This is a genomic window from Streptomyces sp. NPDC028991 (assembly GCF_055564775.1).
Map to the genome: position 1 here is coordinate 107728 of NZ_JBVHVP010000002.1, position 19809 is coordinate 127536.

Below are 19809 nucleotides of genomic sequence, written 5' to 3' on the forward strand. Positions count from 1 at the left end.
ATGGCCTCGTGTCCCTTACTTTCGCCTTCGATCCGGCCATCACCCCCGACCTGCGCGACGGCGTACTCGACCTGTGGACCGACGTCTCCAACGCGGGCGGTTCCGTGGGCTTCGTGCCGCCGGTGGCGCGGGAGGACATCCGCCCCGAACTGGTCAGACACCTGGTGGGCATGGCCGAGGGCCGCACCCGCCTGCTCGTCGGCCACGACGAGACGGGGCAGGTGGCCGCCACCGCGTTCCTCGCCCTCAACACGCACCGCCTGATGACCCACTGGCTGTGGCTCTACACGGTGATGGTCCACCCGCGTCACCAGGGCCGGGGCTACGGCCGGGACCTGATGGCCGCCGCCGCGGACGCGGCCCGCACCGTCCCGGGCATCGAGGCGATCCGGCTCACCTGCCGGGGCGGCCTCGGCCTGGAGCGTTTCTACGAGTCCTGCGGCTACAAGGAGGTCGGCCGGGTGCCCGGCGCGATCCGCGTGGCGCCGGGCGACGACCGGGACGACGTCTTCATGCTGCTGCCGCTGACCTGAGCGCGTTCCCGTCGCGGCCCGACCCCGCTGAAAGATCGGCAACCCGGCATGTTTCACTGGACAGTGCCTCTTTGTGCCAGAAACGGAAGAGTGGATTGAGATGCTCCGCTACACGCTGATGCGCCTCGGGATCTTCGTCGGCTGCCTCGTGGCAGTCTGGGGGCTCGTCTACGTCGGCGTGTTCCCGCGCGGCCTCGGCGACTCCAACGGCATGTGGATCGTCCTGCTCTCCCTGCTGATCTCGGCCCCCATCAGCTACGTCGCGCTGCGCAAGGAGCGCGACCGGGCCTCCGTCCAGGTCGTGAGCCGCGTGGACCGCATGAAGGCCAACCTCGAGGCCAACCGCGGCCAGGAGGACACCGCCGACGACACGGCACGCGCGCAGGGCCAGACCTCGTAAGGCCCGTCACACCCACGCACGCCCCGGTTTCCGAATTCACAGGAAACCGGGGCCATCTGCGTTTTACGGGCAGGAGACCTCGCCCGCCTCTCAAAGTGAGGCTTTGGGCGTCTCAAAGCTCAGGTGTTAAAGTCTTGTGCATGAAGCACGCAGCCGCGCCCCACACACCGCCGAGCCTCGCGCTCGTGGCGCGCCTGCACGTGGACCTCTGTCGGTGCGCGTCCGCGAACTGTCGCCCCTGACGTTCCCCCCTCATCCGTCGTTCTCCACGTCAGCCCTGCGCGTCCGTCCCCGCGTCCCGTCCCCCTACGGAGCATGTCCGTGTCTTCAGTCACGAGCGTCACGAAGTACTTCAAGGTGCCCTTCTGGGCCCAGATACTCGCCGGTCTCGTTCTCGGCGTCCTGCTGGGCTGGCTGGCCCGCAGCCAGGACATATCCTGGCTGGTCACCACCCTCGAGAAGGTCGGTGACACCTTCATCGGTCTGCTGAAGCTGGCCGTCGCACCGCTCGTCTTCTTCGCGATCCTGGTGTCGATCACCAACCTGCGGAAGGTCAACAACGCGGCCCGCCTGGCGTCCCGCACCCTCCTCTGGTTCATGATCACGTCGCTGATCGCGGTGGCCATCGGCCTGACCATCGGCCTGGTCACCAACCCCGGCGCCGGTACCGGCCTCACCCCGGCCGACGGCGCGAAGCCCGAGAACACCGGGTCCTGGATCGACTTCCTGACCGGCATCGTGCCGACCAACGTCATCACGCCGTTCACCGACCTGAACGTCCTCCAGATCGTCTTCATGGCCGCCGTCGCCGGCATCGCCGCCCTCCAGCTCGGCGAGAAGGCCCAGCCGATCCTGAACCTGAGCGAGTCCGTCCTCGCCCTCCTCCAGAAGGCCCTGTGGTGGGTCATCCGCCTCGCCCCGCTCGGCACCGTCGGCCTCATCGGCAAGGCCATCGCCACCTACGGCTGGGACCTCATCGGCAAGTACGCCACCTTCACCGCCGACATCTACGTCGGCTGCGCGATCGTGATGTTCGTGGTCTACCCGGTGCTGCTCGCCACCGTCGCCAAGGCCAGCCCCCTCCAGTTCTTCAAGGGCGCCTGGCCCGCGATCCAGCTCGCCTTCGTCTCCCGCTCCTCCGTCGGCACCATGCCGCTCACCCAGAAGGTCACCGAGCGCCTCGGCGTGCCGAAGGAGTACGCGTCCTTCGCCGTGCCGTTCGGCGCGACGACCAAGATGGACGGCTGCGCCGCGATCTACCCGGCGATCGCCGCGATCTTCGTCGCACAGATCTTCGACATCCAGCTCGGCATCGGCGACTACCTGCTGATCGCCTTCGTCTCGGTGGTCGGCTCCGCCGCCACGGCCGGCCTCACCGGCGCCACGGTCATGCTGACCCTGACCCTGTCCACCCTGGGCCTGCCCATGGAGGGCGTCGGCCTGCTCCTCGCCATCGACCCGATCCTGGACATGATGAGGACGGCGACGAACGTGGCCGGCCAGGCTCTCGTCCCGGTGATCGTCTCGGCCCGCGAGGGGCTACTCGACCGCAAGGCCTACGGCGAGGCGCACAGCTCGCCGATCGACGAGCCGGAGCGCGAGCGGGAGCCGGAGAAGCAGGCGCCGGAGCCGGTTCCGGCCGCCGTCTGACCGGCGTGTTCCAGGTGCCGGCGTCGCGCTGACGTCCTGATCACCGCCGCACGGACCGTACGCTGATTCGCATGGGTGCTGGGAAGACCAAGCGGATGCCGCGTGCGGTCCGTGAGCAGCAGATGCTGGACGCCGCCGTGAGCGTCTTCGGGCAACGCGGGTACATGGCGGCGTCGATGGACGAGATCGCCGAACTGGCGGGTGTCTCCAAGCCGCTGGTGTACCTGTACCTGAACTCGAAGGACGACCTCTTCACCGCCTGCATCCGCCGCGAGGCCCGCGCCCTCACCGAGGCGGTGCGGGCCGGTGTGCGTCCGGGGCTGTCCGCCGACGGGCAACTCTGGTCGGGGCTGCGGGCGTTCTTCACGCACACCGCGCGCAACCCGGACGCCTGGCGGGTGCTGCACCTTCATGCCCGTACCCACGGCGAGCGGTTCGCGGCCGAGGTGGCGGCGATGCGCGAGGAGATCGTCGCGTTCGTGACGCAGCTGATCGCCGCGGCGGCGCGGGACGCGCACCGGGACCCGCACCTGCCCGAGGGCGAGGTCGCCGGGCTGGCCGAGGCGCTGGTCGGCGCCGCGGAGTCGCTCGCCGACTGGGCCGGCGCCACCGAGGGCGTCACCGCCAAGCAGGCGGCGGCGACCCTGATGAACTTCGCCTGGGCGGGCCTGGGCGACCTGATGCGGGGCCGGCCCTGGTCCCCGCCGGAGGAGCCCGAGCCGGAGCCGGTGGTGCCGGGGGCTCCGGTCCAGGCGGCTCCGGTGCACGGGTCTGCGGTTCAGGCGGCCCCGGTTCAGGCCGGGTAGGGCCCGACCTCGCCGGAGACGTGCAGCCGCCGCCCCTCACCGTCGCGCAGCTCGAACCGCCCGTCCCCGTCCCCGTCCACGGCCCCGTACGTCACCGTCCCCGGCAGCAGTACCGGCGCCCGGAACCGGGCCCGTACCACGGTCGCGTCCGGCGTCCCGTGCTCGGCGAGGCACCGGGCCACGGTCCACATACCGTGCGCGATGGCGCGCGGGAAGCCGAAGAGGCGGGCGGTGAGCGGGTGCAGGTGGATCGGGTTGCGGTCACCGGACGCGGCACCGTAGCGCCGTCCGACGTCACCGGCGAGGCGCCATTCGGCGCGCGCGGGGAGGGCCTCGCGGTGTGCGGCGGACGATTCCTCGGGAGCGTGGCCGGCCGTGCGGTGCCTGGCCAGGTAGGTGCTGCGCGATTCCCACACGAGGTCCGTGCCGGCCCGCAGCTCCGTCACGACCGTGGCCTCGGTCCCGCGCCGGTGCGGCGCCAGCCCCTCGACGTACGTGGTGAGTCCGTACTCGGCGGTTGCGGGCATGGCGGCCCGCCGGGTGATGGCGATCGACGTGTGGACGAGCCCGAGCAGCGGCAGTGGGAAGCCCCGGGCGCTCATCAGCCGCATGGCCGCCGGGAAGCCCAGGACGTGCGGATACGTCACCGGAAGCGCGTCCGCCCCGGTCGGGAACCCGCACACTCTCTCGTAGGCGGCCAGCCGGGCGAGGTCCACGCGCAGGCCGGGCAGGACCAGCCGGGTGCGGGGGAACTCCGCGTCCGGGCGGGGGCGTTTGAGGGGGGAGAGAAGGGCGCCGCGCAGGAGCAGCGGCGGGAGGGCGGGGACGCCGGTCAGGGTGTGCGCCGTGGGCGCCGTGGCGGTCATCAGGCCCCCAGCAGGCTCTGGCCGCAGACCCGTACGACCTGGCCGTTGACCGCACCCGAGGCCGGGTGCGCGAGCCAGGCGGTGGTCTCGGCGACGTCGACCGGCAGGCCGCCCTGGGCGAGGGAGTTCATGCGGCGGCCGGCCTCGCGGATGAGCAGTGGGACCGCCGCGGTCATCCTCGTCTCGATGAACCCCGGCGCGACCGCGTTCACCGTCACCTCGTGCCCGGCGAGCGCGCGCGGGGCGAGGGAGCGGACCAGACCGACGATCCCGGCCTTGCTGGCGCCGTAGTTGGTCTGGCCCGAGTTCCCGGCGAGGCCCGCGATCGAGGCCGTCGCGACGATCCGGCCGCCCCGGTGCAGCGTGCCGGCCGCGAGCAGCGCGTCCGTGGTGCGCAGGACGCTCGCCAGGTTGACGTCCAGAACCGAATTCCAGCGTTCGGCGGGCATGTTGACCAGGCGCCGGTCTCGGGTGATGCCCGCGTTGTGGATCAGGATGTCGAGTCCGCCGGGCAGGGCGGCGGCGATGCGTTCGCCCGCGTCGGCGGCGGTGATGTCGAGGGCGAGGGCGGAGCCGCCGAGGCGCTCGGCGACCTTGCGTGCCTCCTCCTCGGCCGGTGGCACGTCGAGGACGACGACGTGGGCGCCCTGCCCGGCCAGCGTCTCCGCGACCGCCGCGCCGATGCCGCGCGCGGCGCCGGTGACCAGCGCGGTGCGGCCGGCGAGGGGGAGCCCCCAGTCGTCGGGGGCGGTGGCCGGGGTACGGGCGGCCCCGACCTCGATGACCTGGCCGCTGACGTAGGCGGAGGCGGGGGAGAGGAGGAAGCGCAGGGTGGACTCGGCGGCGCCGGCGTCGGTGAGCCGGACGAGGTTGACCGTCCTGCCCCGCCCGATCTCCTTGCCGAGCGAGCGGGTGAAGCCCTCCAGTGCCTGCTGGGCGGCGGCCTGATGGTGGTCGGCCGGGTCGAGCGGGGCGCCGAGCACCACCACCCGGCCGCTCGCGGCGACGGACCGGACGACGGGGTGCAGTGCGGTGTGGACCTCGGTGAGCGAGTCGACGTCCCGGACGCCGGTGGCGTCGAGGACGACGGCGGCGGGACGGCCGGTGCCGTCCGGGCCGAGCCCCGTGCGGGCCAGTACGGGGGCGAGGCCGAGGTCCGTCTTGCCGGCCGTGAGGTGGAGCAGGCCGCCGGTGAGTGAGCGGCGTTCGAGGGGGGCGGGCTGCGGCAGTCCCAGCCGGCGGGTGAGGAAACGGCCGGGCGCGGTGCCGGTGAAGCTCAGATAGCGGTCGGCCATGTCCTGTCTCCCCAACGACTCTGTCGTGTCCACAAGTGCTTACTCTCGAGTAAGGTTACCGGAGGTAAGCCTATGTCACGGTTGAGGAGCAGGTCGAGATGAGCCCTCTGGCGCCGCAGCCGGCGCGCCGCGTCGCGGTCATCGGCGGCGTACGCGTCCCCTTCGCCCGCTCGGACGGGCCCTACGCCACCGCCTCCAACCAGGAGATGCTCACCGCGGCCCTCGACGGCCTGGTCGAGCGCCACGGCCTCCAGGATCCGGGCGCCGTCGGCGAGTTCGTCGCGGGCGCGGTCCTCAAGCACAGCCGTGACTTCAACCTCGCCCGCGAGACGGTCCTCGGCTCGGCCCTGGACCCCCGCACTCCCGCGTACGACATCCAGCAGGCCTGCGGCACCGGCCTCCAGGCCGTGATCGCCGCCGCCAACAAGATCGCCCTCGGCCAGACCGAGTCGGCCGTCGCGGGCGGCGCGGACACGGCGAGCGACGCGCCCCTGGGCGTCAACGACACCCTGCGCCGCGTCCTGTTGGAGGCCCGCCGGGCGAAGTCCCTCGGCGGCCGGATGAAGGCGCTGGCCAAGGCCCGCCCGGGACACCTGGTCCCCGACATCCCGCGCAACGCCGAACCGCGCACCGGCCTGTCGATGGGCGAGCACGCCGCGGTCACCGCCCGGGCCTGGGGTGTCACCCGCGAGGCCCAGGACGAACTGGCCGCCACGAGCCACCGGCGGCTGGCGGAGGCGTACGAACGCGGCTTCTTCCAGGACCTGGTGATCCCCTTCCGAGGCCTGGCCCGCGACCAGAACCTGCGTCCCGGTTCGACGGCGGGGAAACTGGCCGAGCTCAGGCCGGTGTTCGGCCTCTCCGGCCCCGGCCCCACGATGACGGCGGGCAACTCGACGCCCCTGACGGACGGCGCGGCGACGGTGCTGCTGGCGAGCGAGGAGTGGGCCGAGGCTCGCGGACTGGAGCCCCTCGCCCACCTGACGGCGTACGAGACGGCGGCCGTGGACTTCGTCGGCGGCGATGCCGCGGGCGGCGAGGACGGGCTGCTGATGGCGCCGGCCTACGCGGTCCCGCGCATGCTGGAGCGCGCCGGGCTCGGGATGGAGGACTTCGACCTGGTCGAGATCCACGAGGCGTTCGCGTCCCAGGTGCTGGCCACGCTGGCGGCCTGGGAGAAGCGGGGGCTGACCCCGGTGGACCGGGCCCGCCTGAACGTGGCCGGGTCCTCACTCGCCACCGGCCACCCCTTCGCGGCGACCGGCGCCCGCATCGTGGCGACGCTGGCCAAGCTGCTCGCCGAGCGGGAGGGTCCGGGACGCGGACTGATCTCGGTCTGCGCGGCGGGCGGCCAGGGCGTCACGGCCATACTGGAACGAACGTGACTTACTGGCAGGTAACCCCCGAGACTGCACACCCCCGACGCGGGACCATCCCGGAACCCGCACCAACTCCCCACGTGGGCCCCGTACGATCCCGGGACTGACCGCCGGTAGCCCATGTCCGCGGAACCCGGCGATGAACGCCTCGGCGCGCGAGGCACGTACGTCATGCAGTCACGTCACGCGGTCACGTCACGCGGCAAGCAGCGCCGGCCGAGCAGCGCCGGCCGAGCAGCGCCGGCAGAGCAGCGCCGGCAGAGCAGTGACAGCACAGCAGTGACAGCACAGCAGTGACAGAGCACAGCAGTGACAGCACAGCGGTCTCGTCGCTGCACGTCCCAGGAGCCGCCCGTGTCCACCCCGCTTCCCTCCTTCGCCGCATCCGCCGCCTACGCCGACTCGCCCGGCCCCACCCTGGTGGCGCCCGAGACGCGGCGGCTGGACGGGGCCGTGCGGGAGGCGTACGTACCGCCCCTCGCCCCGCCGGTACGGCGCGGCTCGCTCGCCGACCTGCCCTTCGACAACGCGGCCGCGGTCGGGAGCCAGGTGGTCCTCAGCCGCAGGTCGCCGGACGGGCACTGGTCCGACGTGACGGCGGCCGGGTTCGCCGAACAGGTGCTGGCCGTGGCCAAGGGCCTGATCGCCGAGGGCCTGACGCCGGGCGACCGCATCGCGATCATGGCCCGGACGACGTACGAGTGGACACTGCTGGACTTCGCCGCGTGGGCGGCCGGGCTGGTCACGGTCCCCGTCTACCCGACCTCCTCCCTCTTCCAGACCCGCTGGATCCTCCAGGACTCCAGCGCCGTCACCCTGGTCACCGAGACCACCGCGCAGGCCGCGGCCCTCGGCCCCGAGCTGGACCGCATCCCCGACCTCAAGCACCTGTGGGTCATGGAGAAGGGACACGTCGAGCGGCTGGCGGAGCTGGGCGCGCGGGTGCCGGACGCCGAGGTGGAGGTCCGGCGGGGCATGCTGAGCCCGAGCACGATCGCCACCCTCGTCTACACCTCGGGCACCACCGGCCGCCCGAAGGGCTGCGCGCTGACCCACGGCAACTTCTTCGCCGAGGTCGACAACGCGATCGAGCTGCTCTACCCCGTCTTCAAGGCGAAGACGGGCGAGGAGCCCTCGATCCTGCTCTTCCTCCCGATGTCCCACGTCTTCGGCCGCATGGTCGCCGTGGCCTGCGTCCGCGCCCGGGTCCGCCTCGGCCACGCGCCGAGCCTGAAACCGGAGGACCTGCTCCCGGACCTGGCGGCCTTCCGCCCGACCTGCCTCCTCACCATCCCGTACATGCTGGAGAAGGTCTTCAACAGCGCCCGCGCCAAGGCGGAGTCGGGCGGCCGGGCCGCCGTCTTCGACCGCGCCGTCTCGGTGGCCGTGCGCTACGGCGAAGCCAGGGAGGCCCGCCAGACGGGCGCGGGCGGCGGCCCGGGCCGCGCCCTGAAGACCGCCCGCTCCTTCTACGACCCCCTCGTCTACCGCAAGATCCGGGCCGCCATGGGCGGCCGGGTCCGATACGTCATCTGCGGCGGCTCCCCGCTCGGCCGCCGTCTGGCCGCCTTCTACGCCGGGGCCGGCATCGAGGTCTTCGAGGGCTACGGGCTCACCGAGACCACGGCCGCCGCGACGGTGACGCCCCCGCTGAAGCCACGCCTGGGCACCGTCGGCTGGCCGCTGCCCGGCACCCGCATCCGGATCGCCGCCGACGGCGAGATCCTGGTCGCCGGCGACCAGGTCCTGCACGGCTACTGGGACCCGCAGGCGGGCGGCGTCGTCCAGGCCGCGCCGGACGGCTGGTTCGCCACCGGCGACCTGGGCAGCCTGGACGACGAGGGGTACCTGACGATCACCGGCCGCAAGAAGGAGCTGCTGATCACCGCGGGCGGCAAGAGCGTGGCCCCGGCCCCGCTGGAGAACTGGCTGCGCTCCCACCCCCTGATCTCCCAGTGCGTCGTCCTGGGCGACCGCCGCCCCTACGTGTCCGCCCTGTTCACCCTCGACCCCGACGGGGTCACCCACTGGCGCCGCATGAACGGCAAGCACCCGGTGCCGCCGGAGCTGCTGACCGACGACGAAGAGGTACTGGCGGTGCTCCAGCGCGCGGTCGACGAGGCCAACAAGCTCGTCTCCCGCCCGGAGTCCATCCGCCGCTTCGCCGTCCTGCCGAGGGACTTCACCGAGTGGGAGGGCCACCTGACCCCCTCGATGAAGCTCCGGCGGGACGTGATCATGCGGGACTTCGCGGAAGCCGTGGAGGGGTTGTACGGGGGGTAGGCGGGAGCGGACGGCGCGGGGCGGAGCGGGGGACGGGGCGAGGGCGGAGCGGGGGACGGCGCGAGGGGACGGCCGGTCTCAGCGGCGGGCGATCAGGCACGCCTGCGGGACCTTCGTGGAGGTGTCCTCTTCCTGCACGCGCACCGTCCGCGACAGCACGGTGAGGCCCGCCTGCTCCAGCAGCTCCGCCATCGGCCCGGGCCGCCGCCGTTCGAAGTCCAGGGCCACCGGGTGGCCGAACGGGCGGTCGGGGCGGTGGGGCTCGTCGCCGACCTGGAAGGCGAGAAGCAGATGCCCGCCCGGGGCCAGCACGCGCCGCACCTCGCCGAAGAGGTCCGGCAGTCGCTGCCACGGCGTGTGGATCGACGAGTACCAGGAGACGGCGCCCGCGAGGGAGCCGTCGGGCAGGTCGAGCTCCAGCATGGAGCCGTGCTCGAACCGCAGGCCCGGGTTCTCGCGGCGGGCGACCGCGAGCATCGAGGCGGAGAGGTCGAGGCCGAAGACCCGCAGGCCGAGCGAGGCGAGGTGCGCGGTGACCCGGCCGGGCCCGCAGCCGAGGTCGGCCACCTCTCCCTCCGTCCCCACCAGCTCGGCGAAGGCGCTCATCAGCGCCCGGTCCAGCGGGGTGCCGGCGCCCGCGGAGCGGAAGTGGTCCGCGTAGTCCTCGGCGATGGTGTCGTAGAAGGTCCGGGTGGTGTCCAGGAAACCGGTGTCGTGGGCCATGGCCGGGACCCTAGTGGCCGACACCGACAACGGGATTCACCAGGAACATTCACCGGGAACGCGGAAAGGGCAGGAGCCCCGTCGCCGAAACCGGCGCGGGGCTCCTTGGGTACTGCTGTCAATCAGACAGGAGTGACATTCTCCGCCTGCGGGCCCTTCGGACCCTGCGTGACGTCGAAGGACACCTGCTGGTTCTCCTCGAGGGAACGGAATCCCTGAGCGTTGATCGCGGAGTAGTGGACGAAGACGTCCGGGCCGCCGCCTTCCTGGGCGATGAAACCAAAGCCCTTTTCGGCGTTGAACCACTTCACGGTTCCGGTAGCCATAAGCCCTCCTTGGGCCCAAAGGGTTGCCCTGCTCCAGAACCAGCAAGTGTGAAGACTGGAATGCTGCACAACTGCATACGTCTGAGAACGACGAGAGCCCGCGGTCACATGCTCCGCAGGCTCTGTACTGCAAGGGAAACCAAACTGCAACTTGCTGTGAGCCTAGCACGCAGGCACCCGCGCGCAACAGAGGCCAAGATCACTTCACCCGAATGTTTGAACGCCTCCGCCGTTCGGCTGACGCCGGGGTCGGCGGCGGGTGGACAGCGGGGGAGGGCTAGCCTCGCGATGTGGACAATTCTCGCACCCGGCCGCGCGTCGGCCACATCCAGTTCCTGAACTGCCTGCCCCTGTACTGGGGGCTCGCGAGAACAGGCACGCTCCTCGACTTCGAGCTGACGAAGGACACCCCGGAGAAGCTCAGCGAGCAGCTGGTGCGGGGCGATCTCGACATCGGTCCCGTCACCCTGGTCGAATTCCTCAAGAACGCCGACGATCTCGTCGCCTTCCCCGACATCGCCGTCGGCTGCGACGGCCCGGTGATGTCGTGCGTGATCGTCTCGCAGGTCCCGCTGGAGAAACTGGACGGCGCCCGCGTCGCCCTCGGCTCCACCTCGCGCACCTCCGTCCGCCTCGCCCAGCTCCTGCTGGCCGACCGCTACGGCGTCACGCCCGACTACTACACCTGCCCGCCCGACCTGAGCCTGATGATGCAGGAGGCCGACGCGGCCGTCCTCATCGGCGACGCGGCCCTGCGCGCGAACATGATCGACGGCCCGCGCTACGGCCTCCAGGTGCACGACCTGGGCGCGTTGTGGAAGGAGTGGACGGGCCTGCCGTTCGTCTTCGCGGTCTGGGCGGCCCGGCGCGACTACGCGGAGCGCGAGCCGGTCATCACCCGCAAGGTCCACGAGGCCTTCCTCGCCTCCCGCAACCTCTCCCTGGAGGAGGTCGGCAAGGTCGCCGAGCAGGCGGCCCGCTGGGAGGCCTTCGACGAGGAGACCCTCGCGAAGTACTTCACCACCCTCGACTTCCGCTTCGGCACCCCGCAGCTGGAGGCGGTCACCGAGTTCGCCCGCCGAGTGGGCCCGGCCACCGGCTTCCCGGCCGACGTGAAGGTGGAGCTGCTCCAGCCCTGATTCCACCGGGGCCCCGGTGCGGGCGGCCCACTACCCTGCTCTCAGGCACCGGTGCACGGGGGAGGGGTGGGCGCCATGCGGCCGCTCGACATCGACGAACCCACCGTCGTGGGGCCCTACCGGCTGCTCGGCCGGCTGGGCTCCGGCGGTATGGGCCGGGTCTACCTCGGCCGCAGCGCCGGCGGCCGCACGGTCGCCGTGAAGATCGTGCACCCGCACTTCGCGCTCGACGAGGAGTTCCGGACCCGGTTCCGGCGCGAGGTGGCCGCCGCGCGGCGGGTGGGCGGCGCCTGGACCGCGCCCGTACTGGACGCGGACCCCGAGGCCCGCGTGCCCTGGGTCGCCACCGCTTACGCCGCCGGCCCGTCCCTGACGGCGGCCGTCGCGGACGGCGGCCCGCTGCCGGCCCACTCGGTACGGGCGCTCGGCGCGGGTCTCGGCGAGGCGCTGGCCGCGGTGCACGAGCTGGGCCTCGTCCACCGGGACGTGAAGCCGTCCAACGTCCTCCTCACCCTCGACGGCCCCCTCCTGATCGACTTCGGCATCGCCCGCGCCACGGAAGGCACCGCCTCCCTGACCTCGACGGGCGTCTCGATCGGTTCGCCCGGCTACATGTCCCCCGAGCAGATCCTCGGCAAGGGCGTCACGGGCGCGGCCGATGTCTTCTCGCTGGGCGCCGTCCTCGCCTTCGCGGCGACGGGCACGCCGCCCTTCCCGGGGGACTCCTCGGCCGCCCTCCTCTACAAGGTCGTCCACGAGGAGCCGCAGCTCGGCGCGCTGGACGGGGAGCCGAACACGGAGCTACGGGACCTGGTGGCGGCGTGCCTGGCCAAGGACCCGGCGGCCCGGCCGGCCCCCGGGGAAGTGGCCCGACGCCTCGCCCCCGAGGGCGCGGCACGCCTGGTGACCGGCGGCTGGCTCCCCGGAGCGCTGGTGGAGCGGGTCAGCCGGAGCGCCGTACAGCTGCTGAACCTGGAGGCGGCGGAGTCGTCGGCGGGTGCGGGACCGGGGCCCGTGTCGGGTCCGGGGCCCGTGTCGGGTCCGGGGCCCGTGTCGGGTCCGGGGCCCGTGTCGGGTCCGGGGCCCGTGTCGGGTCCGGTGGGCTTCAGCCGGCCGTCGGTGGGAGCGCCGGACTCGGGCGGCGGGGCGGGCTCGGGTGGCGGGGTGGACTTGCGCGGCGGGGCGGGCTCCGGCGGCGGGGTGGCGCCCGGCGCCTTCGGGCCCCCGCCGGTGATGCCCGCGCCGGTCACGCCCCTCCCCGGGCCGAGGGACGGCGATCCCCCGGCCCGGGGACCGAGGGACGGTGCCCCCTCGCCGGGCAAGTTGGCCCTGTCCGTCGCGGCGACCTCCACGCGCGGCGTCGGCGGACGCGGCCGGCGGCTCAGCTGCACCGTGGCGCTCGCGGTGGCGGGAGCACTGGCGGCGGTGACGGTCGGGTCGGTGTTCGTCCTGGACCTGCTGCCGGGCGAGGGCGGCAAGAACAGTTCGGGCGGTCGGGACACCGCCACCCAGACGCCCGCCGCCCCCCGCGCCGTCCCCGAGCGCTACGTCGGCACCTGGGAGGGCCAGGCCGTCGCCGTCGAGGGCAACCTGCCCCTCGGCACCTTCCGCCTCACCGTCCGCGAGGCCGCGGTCGGCGACAAACTGGGCACCCTGCGCCACACCGACATCTTCGGCGGCACCTGCGACGACGTACTGACCCTGAAGAAGGTGACGGAAAAGCAGATCGTCACGAGCGCCGTGGGAGCCGAGGGCAACCGCGACGTCTGCAACCAGGCCCTCCACACCGTCCGCCTCACGCCCGTCGGCGACGACCTCCGCTACGAGTCCGACAGCGAGGACTCGGGGCGGCCGAAGGCGCGGTTGTCCAAGGTCGAGTAGCCGCCGCCCTCACCCCGGCACCACGACCGTACGCAGCTCACCGTCCCCGAGGTGCAGCATGCCCTTGCCCGGCGCGACCTGGCCACCGACCATCCCGCGGGAGACGCGCAGGCCGATGAGGTCCCCGCTGGAGGACTCCTGCGGACAGAGCAGGATGCCGCGGCGGGCCTTCTTGGCGTCGACCTGCCAGCCGGAGAAGCCGCTGCACACGTCCTCCTCGTCACCGGCGATGACGAGCGCGAGACCGCGTTCGGCGCCCCGGGAGACGATCTTCTTCATCTGGCTCTCGGCGTCGCAGTCCTCGAGGATCTCGCCGTCGTCCACGAGGACGGCGATCGGCTCCTCCAGGCTCGCCTGGTCGATGAGCTCCTCGAACTCGTCCTCGTCGATGTCGTCCCCGGTGAAGACCTTCAGCACACCCTCCACACCGTCCAGTCGACGCAACGGCGACTGGCGGGGCGCCGCGACGACGAGGCGGGTGCCCTGGGCGAGGAAGGAGTTCGCGACGTTCATCAGCACCGTGGAGCGGCCCGACTTGGCCGGCCCCGCGATGACGAACGCCGGCACACCCTCCGCGAGATCGGGGCCGAAGCCGACGATCTCGTCGCCGCCGATACCGACCATCGCCCACAGCTTGGAACGGGACGCCTCCGGGTCACGCAGCTCCCACGCCTCGGTGAAGGAGATACGGCTGGGCAGGCTGTCGACGCGGAACGGCCGCCGGGCGCGCGGCACCTCCGCGTCCCGGGCCGCGGCCGCCTCACCGATCGCGGTGATCGCCGCCGCCTGTCCCTGACCGGTGGTGTCCTCGGCGAGCAGCGCGAACTGCGTCTCCGTACCGGCCTCGTTGCGGAAGGCGCGGCCCGGCGGGATCTCCTCGGGCACCTTGCGGGCCGGGATGCCGAGCGAGGAGAAGTCGCTGCGGTCGGCGAGACGCAGGCCGTACTTGTCCTCGGTGAGCGTCGCGATACGCCCGACGAGGAGCGTGCGGTCACCGGTGAGCACCAGGTGGATGCCGACGCTGGCACCCTCCCGCATCATCGTCTGCAACTCGTCGGTTAGCGAGCCGTGGTCGACCTCGCCGAGGGTGGGCACCCAGCCCTCCCAGCGGTCCAGCAGTACGACGATGTGCGGCAGCCGCTCGTCCTCCGCCACCGCCGCCCGCTGCTCACCGATGTCGGCGAAGCCCTTGTCGGCCAGCAGGTCCTGCCGCCGGGACAGCTCGCCCTTGAGCCGGTTGACGAGCCGCACCACCCGCTCGGTCTGGTTGCGGCCGACGACCGCGCCGCAGTGCGGCAGCCGGGTCAGCGCGTTGAGGGCGCCGTTGCCGCAGTCGATGCCGTACAGGTGCACGTCGGCGACGGAGTGCGTACGGGCCAGTGAACCCGCGATGGTGCGCAGCACCTGGGACCGGCCGCTGCGCGGGGCGCCGCCGATCATCAGGTGGCCGAAGCTCGCGAAGTCGACGACGACCGGGCGGCGCGCCTGGTCGGAGGGCAGGTCCTCGATGCCGAACGGGGCCGGCGGCAGCTTGCCCGGGGCGGTGCCGGCGAGGGCCGGGGCCTCGATCTCGTCCAGCAGCAGCGTCTCGTCGAGTGCCGGCAGCCAGGGGCTGTGCTGCGCGGGGATGCCGAGCGACCGGTTGGCGTCACGCACCGCGTCGACCAGCACCTTGAGGTCGGTGATCTCGTCGTCCTCGCGGGACTCGGTCTTCGGCTTGGCCAGCGCCGCCCGGCCCAGGTCCTCCCAGCTCAGCGGCCCGACCCAGGGCGCGAGCGCGGCCGGGTCCGCGGCGCCCGGCCGACGGCCTCCCACCCGCCCCGACTGGAAGGGAACGAGGGAGGAGTGACCCAGCCGCACATAGGCGCGGCCCGGGGTGCTCTTGGAGATGTGCCCGGCCTCCGGGGAGTCGATGACGTCGCTCGACTCGCCCCCGTCGGTCACGCGCAGCGCGATACGGAGGTTGGTGTTGGCGCGGATCTCGGGCGAGACGACACCGCTCGGCCGCTGCGTGGCGAGCAGCAGGTGAATGCCGAGGGAGCGCCCTCGCTGGGCGATGTTCACCAGGCCGGTGACGAAATCGGGCAGGTCCCGCACCATGGACGCGAACTCGTCGATGACGATGAGCAGCCGCGGCACGGGAGCGTGCGAGGGGTCTCGTTTGACGAGGTCCTGATAGTCCTCGATGTCCTTGGCGTCGGCGGCGGCGAGGATGTGCTCGCGCCGCTTCAGCTCGGCGCCCAGCGACTCCAGGGCACGCTCGACGAGATGGGCGTCGAGGTCGGTGACCATGCCGACGGTGTGCGGCAGCTTCACGCAGTCCTTGAACGCGGACCCGCCCTTGTAGTCGACGAGGACGAACGTCATGTTCTCGGGCGTGTTCGCGACGGCCAGCGCGGCGACGATCGTCTGCAACAGTTCGGACTTGCCGGATCCGGTCGTACCGGCGATGAGCCCGTGCGGTCCGTCCTTGCGCATGTCGATGCCGAAGGGGCCGTCGTACGACTCACCGATGACGGCCATCGTCGACTGTCCGCCCATCCGCCAGCGCGCGCTGATCGCGTCGGCCGTCGGCGGCTCCAGTTGCAGCACGTCGAGGAGCCGGCTGGAGCCGGGCAGCGCGGAGTCCTCGGTCTCGCCGCTGATGTCCCGCAGCGCGGACAGCGACCGCGTGAGCCGCAGACACCAGGCGGGCGTGACGAAGTCGGGCCGCACGTCCGCGATGCGCTCGGCACCCGCCTCCTCGACCCTGAGCCGCAGCTTCTCGGTCCGGGCCCGCTGTTCGGGCTGGGCGGCGGCGCCGGTGTGCCAGGCCTGGAAGGACGGAAACCCACCGGCGACCGGCTGCGCCTGCCGCTGCTCGTCGTTCTCGCGCCCGGTCTCCTCGGTCTTGGGCTCGGCGACGACGAACGCCTGGCACTCACCGGGCAGGAACCGCTCCTCGGCGTCGAGGCAGAGGGCGTACATGGACACGGACGGCCCCTCGCGCAGCAGCCGTACGACCCCCGGCAGGGACCGCAGCCGCCGCGACCCGTCCCACACCACGACGATGTCCGGATCGCTGAACGTCGACGCCTGCCCGCTGCCACCCTTCTGCTGGGCGGCCTTCTTGCGCGCGTCGAGGATCTGCGTCAGCTCGCCGATGCGGGCGCCGACGGTCTCGGCGTCGGTGCCGATGAGGATGTTGACGTCCTGGCCGCCGGAGGGCCGGGAGTGCGGCAGCCAGCGCACCCAGTCCCACTCGGCCTGCGCGGAGTTCTCGCTCAGCACGTAGAACTGCACGTCCATCGGGCTGTGCAGCGCGGCGGTCTGCGCGACGGCCCAACGCCCCAGCGACCGGGCGGAGTCCCCGGGCCCCGCGATGCCGATGACCCCGAGGCCGCGCAGGGAGAGCGCGACGGGAGCGTCCTCGATCTTCCAGGTGACCTGCCGGCGGTGGTCGTCCTGCTCGGGATCGTCGAGCACGACCTCGGAGGGCAGTCGCCCCGTACCGACCCTCAGCAGCAGATGATCACGGTCCGTCCGCCGCCGCTCCCACAACCGCGTCCGAGGCCCCGTCCCCACCGACAGCACGACCGCCGGATCGGGGATGGCGTGCCGCCGGTCGTTCCGCTCGGTGACGAGCGCGTCCTGCGCGTCCTTCTCGATCCGCGCCTTCTGCTCCTCGTACTCCTTGACCTGCTTGGCGTGGGACTTGCGCCCGTGCTTCTTGTCGTTGAAGTAGTTGGCGAAGAGCAGGATGGGACTGAGTCCCGCCATGATCAGGTAGTACCAGCGCCCGAAGATCGCCACGGCCACGACGGCGCCGACGATCGGCGTGAACGCCATCAGCCAGGGCAGCGGCCGGGGTTCGTACTCGCGGGGCGGCGACGGCAGCCGGAAATTCGTCTGCCGCTCCGGCGGACGCAGCCGAGGCGGCCGGTTGTAGTCCAGCCCGATGCCGTCCTCGGACCACTTGAGGGCGGCGTTGGGCGGCGAGTACCGGGCGAGTTCGACGAGCGAGTTCCCCACCGCTATCTGCGCACCGAGCGGCCAGTCGTCACCGTCCCGGTCCTTCACCGGCTCACCGTCGAGGGTGACCCCCTCCTCGTCGGCGTGCACGGCGACCTTGCAGGTGCCGTCGGTGGCCACGGAGAGGGTGAGGGCACGCGCGTCGACCTCGGGATCGTCGATACGGACGTACGACGCCGCCCCGCTGCCGATGTCGTACTTCCCCACGCCGAGCCGGTGCACGAACCCGGCGCCCGGCCCGCCGACCACACGCAACTCGACCAGCCCGCTGGGCTCCCCGGGCAGGCACCCCGACGGATCCTGGAGCGAGACGACCGCCCCTTCGCGAAGGGGCGACCCGATGACCGTGGCCGAGGGATCGACGGGATACCCGTCGACGTAGACGATCGGCGCGTTGCCCGCGCCCCCCTGCCGCTGATGCCCGATGGGAATGACCTGCGCACCCGCGACGCCGACCTGCTTGGCCAGCTCCTCGGCGATGTCCCCCACGGTGGACTCGGGATCGGCATCGAGCACGACGTCGGCGGTGCCCCCGCCGAACGGGTCGACGACGGTCAGGCTCAGTCGCACGCTTGTCCTCCCCAAACGGCCCCCGCGGCCGCTTCCGCGACACGGCTCACAGTGCAAGCGACGATATCCGCTGCGTGTCGCGGTGCGGCAACAGGGAGGTGACCGAACGTTCCCGAAGGCAACGCAGGGATGTGACACCACAAGCCGCCCCCGTAAGCTGCTGCCTCAAGAGCGGAAGATCACACCGGTCGTCTCATGCGACACATGCGACCGGTTCGACCGGTGCGCCGGTCCGGTCCGCAAACAAGGAGCCACGGGGGTTGGCCCTGCGGCGTTGTGAGAGGAAGCGGCTTCATGGCCAAAGACCTTGACATCACATACCAGGACATGCGGGATGCGGCCAAGCATGTCGTGAAGGAGAAGGAAAAGCTCCAGGAGAAGCTCGACGGCCTCCGCAAGTACATCGCCAACCTGGTCGAGTCGGGCTACGTCACGAAGTCCTCCTCGAAGGCCTTCGACGAGAACTTCGACGAGTTCACCAAGGGCGCCAAGACCACCCTCGACGGCCTCGACGGCATGGGCGACTACCTGACCATGGCCGCCGACAAGTTCGAGCAGATCGACGAGGAACTGGCGAAGCAAGCGCGGAAGTGACGTTCGCCTGAAGCGTTGTACGCCGGTGTGGCGAGGCACGACGCGTGCTTCGCCGCACCGGAGTCGGTAGGCCTCAACCGTGAGCCAATACGCGACTCAGGGCCCCAGCACCTGCACACCGGCACCGGCACCGGCAAGTGTGTCGACGATGGACCCCGCCCGCGGAGACCGGAACTCGATCGCCTCTCCTGAGCGAGGAGGACGTCCACCGAGTCCGCGGCCCACGCCACGCCGCTGGGGGCAGGGATCACACCCTCCACTTCGCCGAGCGGAACGTCGAGAGCCGCCCCGTCCGTACCCCGCAGGCGCAGCGCTCCGCCGTCGACCGCCAGGGCACCCGTAGGGGAAGGCCCGGCGTCCCAACTGGACGGCCTGGCAGTGTCGGCTGCCTCGGGCTGCGTCTCCGCCAGTCCGTCCTGATGCCGGCTACAGGCTTCTCATCGTCGGCGGAGGACTCATGGCGGCAGGAGGGCGGAGGACTCATGGCGGCAGGAGGTGTGCTCCTGCGGATGTGGTGGAGCTTCCGTTGACGAGCACCTGCAAGGCCGGCGGCTGGCCGCGGGCAATACGGTACATACTCGACGCACGTGGCTGTTGCCACTCTCCCTGAGGCCCGCACCAGGTCCGCCCGGCGAGAACCTTCGAGGTCGGAGTCAGCTCACCGCTTGCATCCCCCCCAGGCGGCGCCGGTCAATGGAGCGCCTCACATGGGGAGCCGAAGCGTTCGCGCGAAGGCGTCCATGGGCTCCATGGCTGCGGCAATCATTTCCGGGTCGTCGTGGTGCGTGCGGAGAAGGACGTCGGGGAGGCCGGGCGAGGTGTGCCAGTGGTACGTCACCGAGGTCATCATGATGGTGCTGTCCGCCGGGTAGGAGCGGGTGACGCGGATCCCGTCCGGGCCCAGGTGCGGAGATGTGAAAGCAACGCTGCCGGTTCGTTGCTGCCACTCGGGGATGTCCGGGTGCGGCACGGTGAGCGCGGTGATGCCCTCGCAGGAGGCCGCGTCAGGGGCTTCGCAGTGGAAGCGGGTGGCGTGCATCACCAGGGGCATGTAGGTGAGCGGAACGGGGTGGTAGATGAACGCCTCGTCGACCTGGAGTTTGTCCCGGAGCGTGACGATCGTCTGCTCGTAGAAGGTCTTGTGGAAGCGACGGAGTTTGCGGGTGAGTTCGATGTCGTGGATGGCGGCCAGGCCGGTCAGGTGCAGCTCCAGCCATTCCTTGAAGTTCTTCTTGTCGATCTGGAGGTGAAGGTAGCCCCAGAGGTCTGGGTTGGCATCCGTGTCGATGTGGAGCGGGGCGCCAAGGTCGGTGCTCCACAGGGTGCCTTCGGACATGAGTGGTCTCTTTCTTC

Annotated in this window: 15 protein-coding genes; 9 read left to right on the top strand and 6 right to left on the bottom strand. The window is 71.8% G+C overall.

The features are described 5' to 3' along the window. The first annotated feature begins 8 nt into the window (after positions 1–8). From ACZ4V1_RS04560 to ACZ4V1_RS04575, 4 genes are all read left to right on the top strand, one after another. Positions 9–533, top strand: a complete 525-nt coding sequence (locus tag ACZ4V1_RS04560) for a GNAT family N-acetyltransferase (RefSeq protein WP_468329264.1) — start codon at positions 9–11, stop codon at positions 531–533. A gap of 100 nt (positions 534–633) precedes the next feature. Next, positions 634–933: a DUF4229 domain-containing protein gene (locus tag ACZ4V1_RS04565; RefSeq protein ID WP_404170635.1), complete on the top strand. Its 300-nt coding sequence runs from the start codon at positions 634–636 to the stop codon at positions 931–933. 315 nt (positions 934–1248) lie between these two features. Then, entirely contained in the window at positions 1249–2583 is a 1335-nt protein-coding gene (locus ACZ4V1_RS04570) for a dicarboxylate/amino acid:cation symporter (protein WP_468329267.1), read from the top strand. A gap of 71 nt (positions 2584–2654) precedes the next feature. After that, positions 2655–3389 (top strand): TetR/AcrR family transcriptional regulator, encoded by a 735-nt coding sequence (locus ACZ4V1_RS04575; protein WP_468329270.1) that lies wholly within the window; start codon positions 2655–2657, stop codon positions 3387–3389. On the opposite strand, the gene ACZ4V1_RS04580 is transcribed toward ACZ4V1_RS04575, so the two are convergent. After that, positions 3377–4255: a MaoC/PaaZ C-terminal domain-containing protein gene (locus tag ACZ4V1_RS04580; RefSeq protein WP_468329274.1), complete on the bottom strand. Its 879-nt coding sequence runs from the start codon at positions 4253–4255 to the stop codon at positions 3377–3379. The two genes, ACZ4V1_RS04575 and ACZ4V1_RS04580, sit on opposite strands and share 13 nt — an antisense overlap. Next, positions 4255–5550 (bottom strand): 3-oxoacyl-ACP reductase, encoded by a 1296-nt coding sequence (locus ACZ4V1_RS04585; protein ID WP_468329277.1) that lies wholly within the window; start codon positions 5548–5550, stop codon positions 4255–4257. The genes ACZ4V1_RS04580 and ACZ4V1_RS04585 overlap by 1 nt, the downstream gene beginning before the upstream one ends. Positions 5551–5648: 98 nt before the next feature. Between ACZ4V1_RS04585 and ACZ4V1_RS04590 the strand changes: the two genes are divergently transcribed. Beyond that, positions 5649–6935, top strand: coding sequence for an acetyl-CoA C-acetyltransferase (locus ACZ4V1_RS04590; RefSeq protein WP_468329280.1), 1287 nt, complete (start codon positions 5649–5651; stop codon positions 6933–6935). Between the two features lie 348 nt (positions 6936–7283). After that, positions 7284–9212: an AMP-dependent synthetase/ligase gene (locus tag ACZ4V1_RS04595; RefSeq protein ID WP_468329283.1), complete on the top strand. Its 1929-nt coding sequence runs from the start codon at positions 7284–7286 to the stop codon at positions 9210–9212. A 78-nt stretch (positions 9213–9290) separates the two neighbouring features. Here the strand turns inward: ACZ4V1_RS04595 and ACZ4V1_RS04600 are convergent, their stop codons facing one another. Then, positions 9291–9935 carry a class I SAM-dependent DNA methyltransferase gene (locus ACZ4V1_RS04600; RefSeq protein ID WP_468329286.1) on the bottom strand — a complete coding sequence of 215 codons (645 nt, stop codon included), beginning with the start codon at positions 9933–9935 and terminating at the stop codon, positions 9291–9293. Positions 9936–10057: 122 nt separating this feature from the next. Continuing rightward, entirely contained in the window at positions 10058–10261 is a 204-nt protein-coding gene (locus ACZ4V1_RS04605) for a cold-shock protein (protein ID WP_003974443.1), read from the bottom strand. Between the two features lie 290 nt (positions 10262–10551). On the opposite strand from ACZ4V1_RS04605, the gene ACZ4V1_RS04610 reads away from it, so the two are divergent. Beyond that, positions 10552–11400 (top strand): menaquinone biosynthetic enzyme MqnA/MqnD family protein, encoded by an 849-nt coding sequence (locus ACZ4V1_RS04610; protein ID WP_468329289.1) that lies wholly within the window; start codon positions 10552–10554, stop codon positions 11398–11400. Between the two features lie 75 nt (positions 11401–11475). Continuing rightward, complete coding sequence (locus tag ACZ4V1_RS04615; protein WP_468329292.1) at positions 11476–13281, top strand: serine/threonine-protein kinase; 1806 nt, start codon at positions 11476–11478, stop codon at positions 13279–13281. Positions 13282–13290: 9 nt separating this feature from the next. Here ACZ4V1_RS04615 and ACZ4V1_RS04620 read toward each other — a convergent pair whose 3' ends face one another. Further along, positions 13291–17862, bottom strand: coding sequence for an FtsK/SpoIIIE domain-containing protein (locus ACZ4V1_RS04620; RefSeq protein WP_468329295.1), 4572 nt, complete (start codon positions 17860–17862; stop codon positions 13291–13293). A 294-nt stretch (positions 17863–18156) separates the two neighbouring features. On the opposite strand from ACZ4V1_RS04620, the gene ACZ4V1_RS04625 reads away from it, so the two are divergent. Next, positions 18157–18456 (top strand): WXG100 family type VII secretion target, encoded by a 300-nt coding sequence (locus tag ACZ4V1_RS04625; protein ID WP_310871863.1) that lies wholly within the window; start codon positions 18157–18159, stop codon positions 18454–18456. A 703-nt stretch (positions 18457–19159) separates the two neighbouring features. Here the strand turns inward: ACZ4V1_RS04625 and ACZ4V1_RS04630 are convergent. Then, complete coding sequence (locus ACZ4V1_RS04630) at positions 19160–19792, bottom strand: hypothetical protein (protein WP_468329299.1); 633 nt, start codon at positions 19790–19792, stop codon at positions 19160–19162. Positions 19793–19809 lie beyond the last annotated feature (17 nt).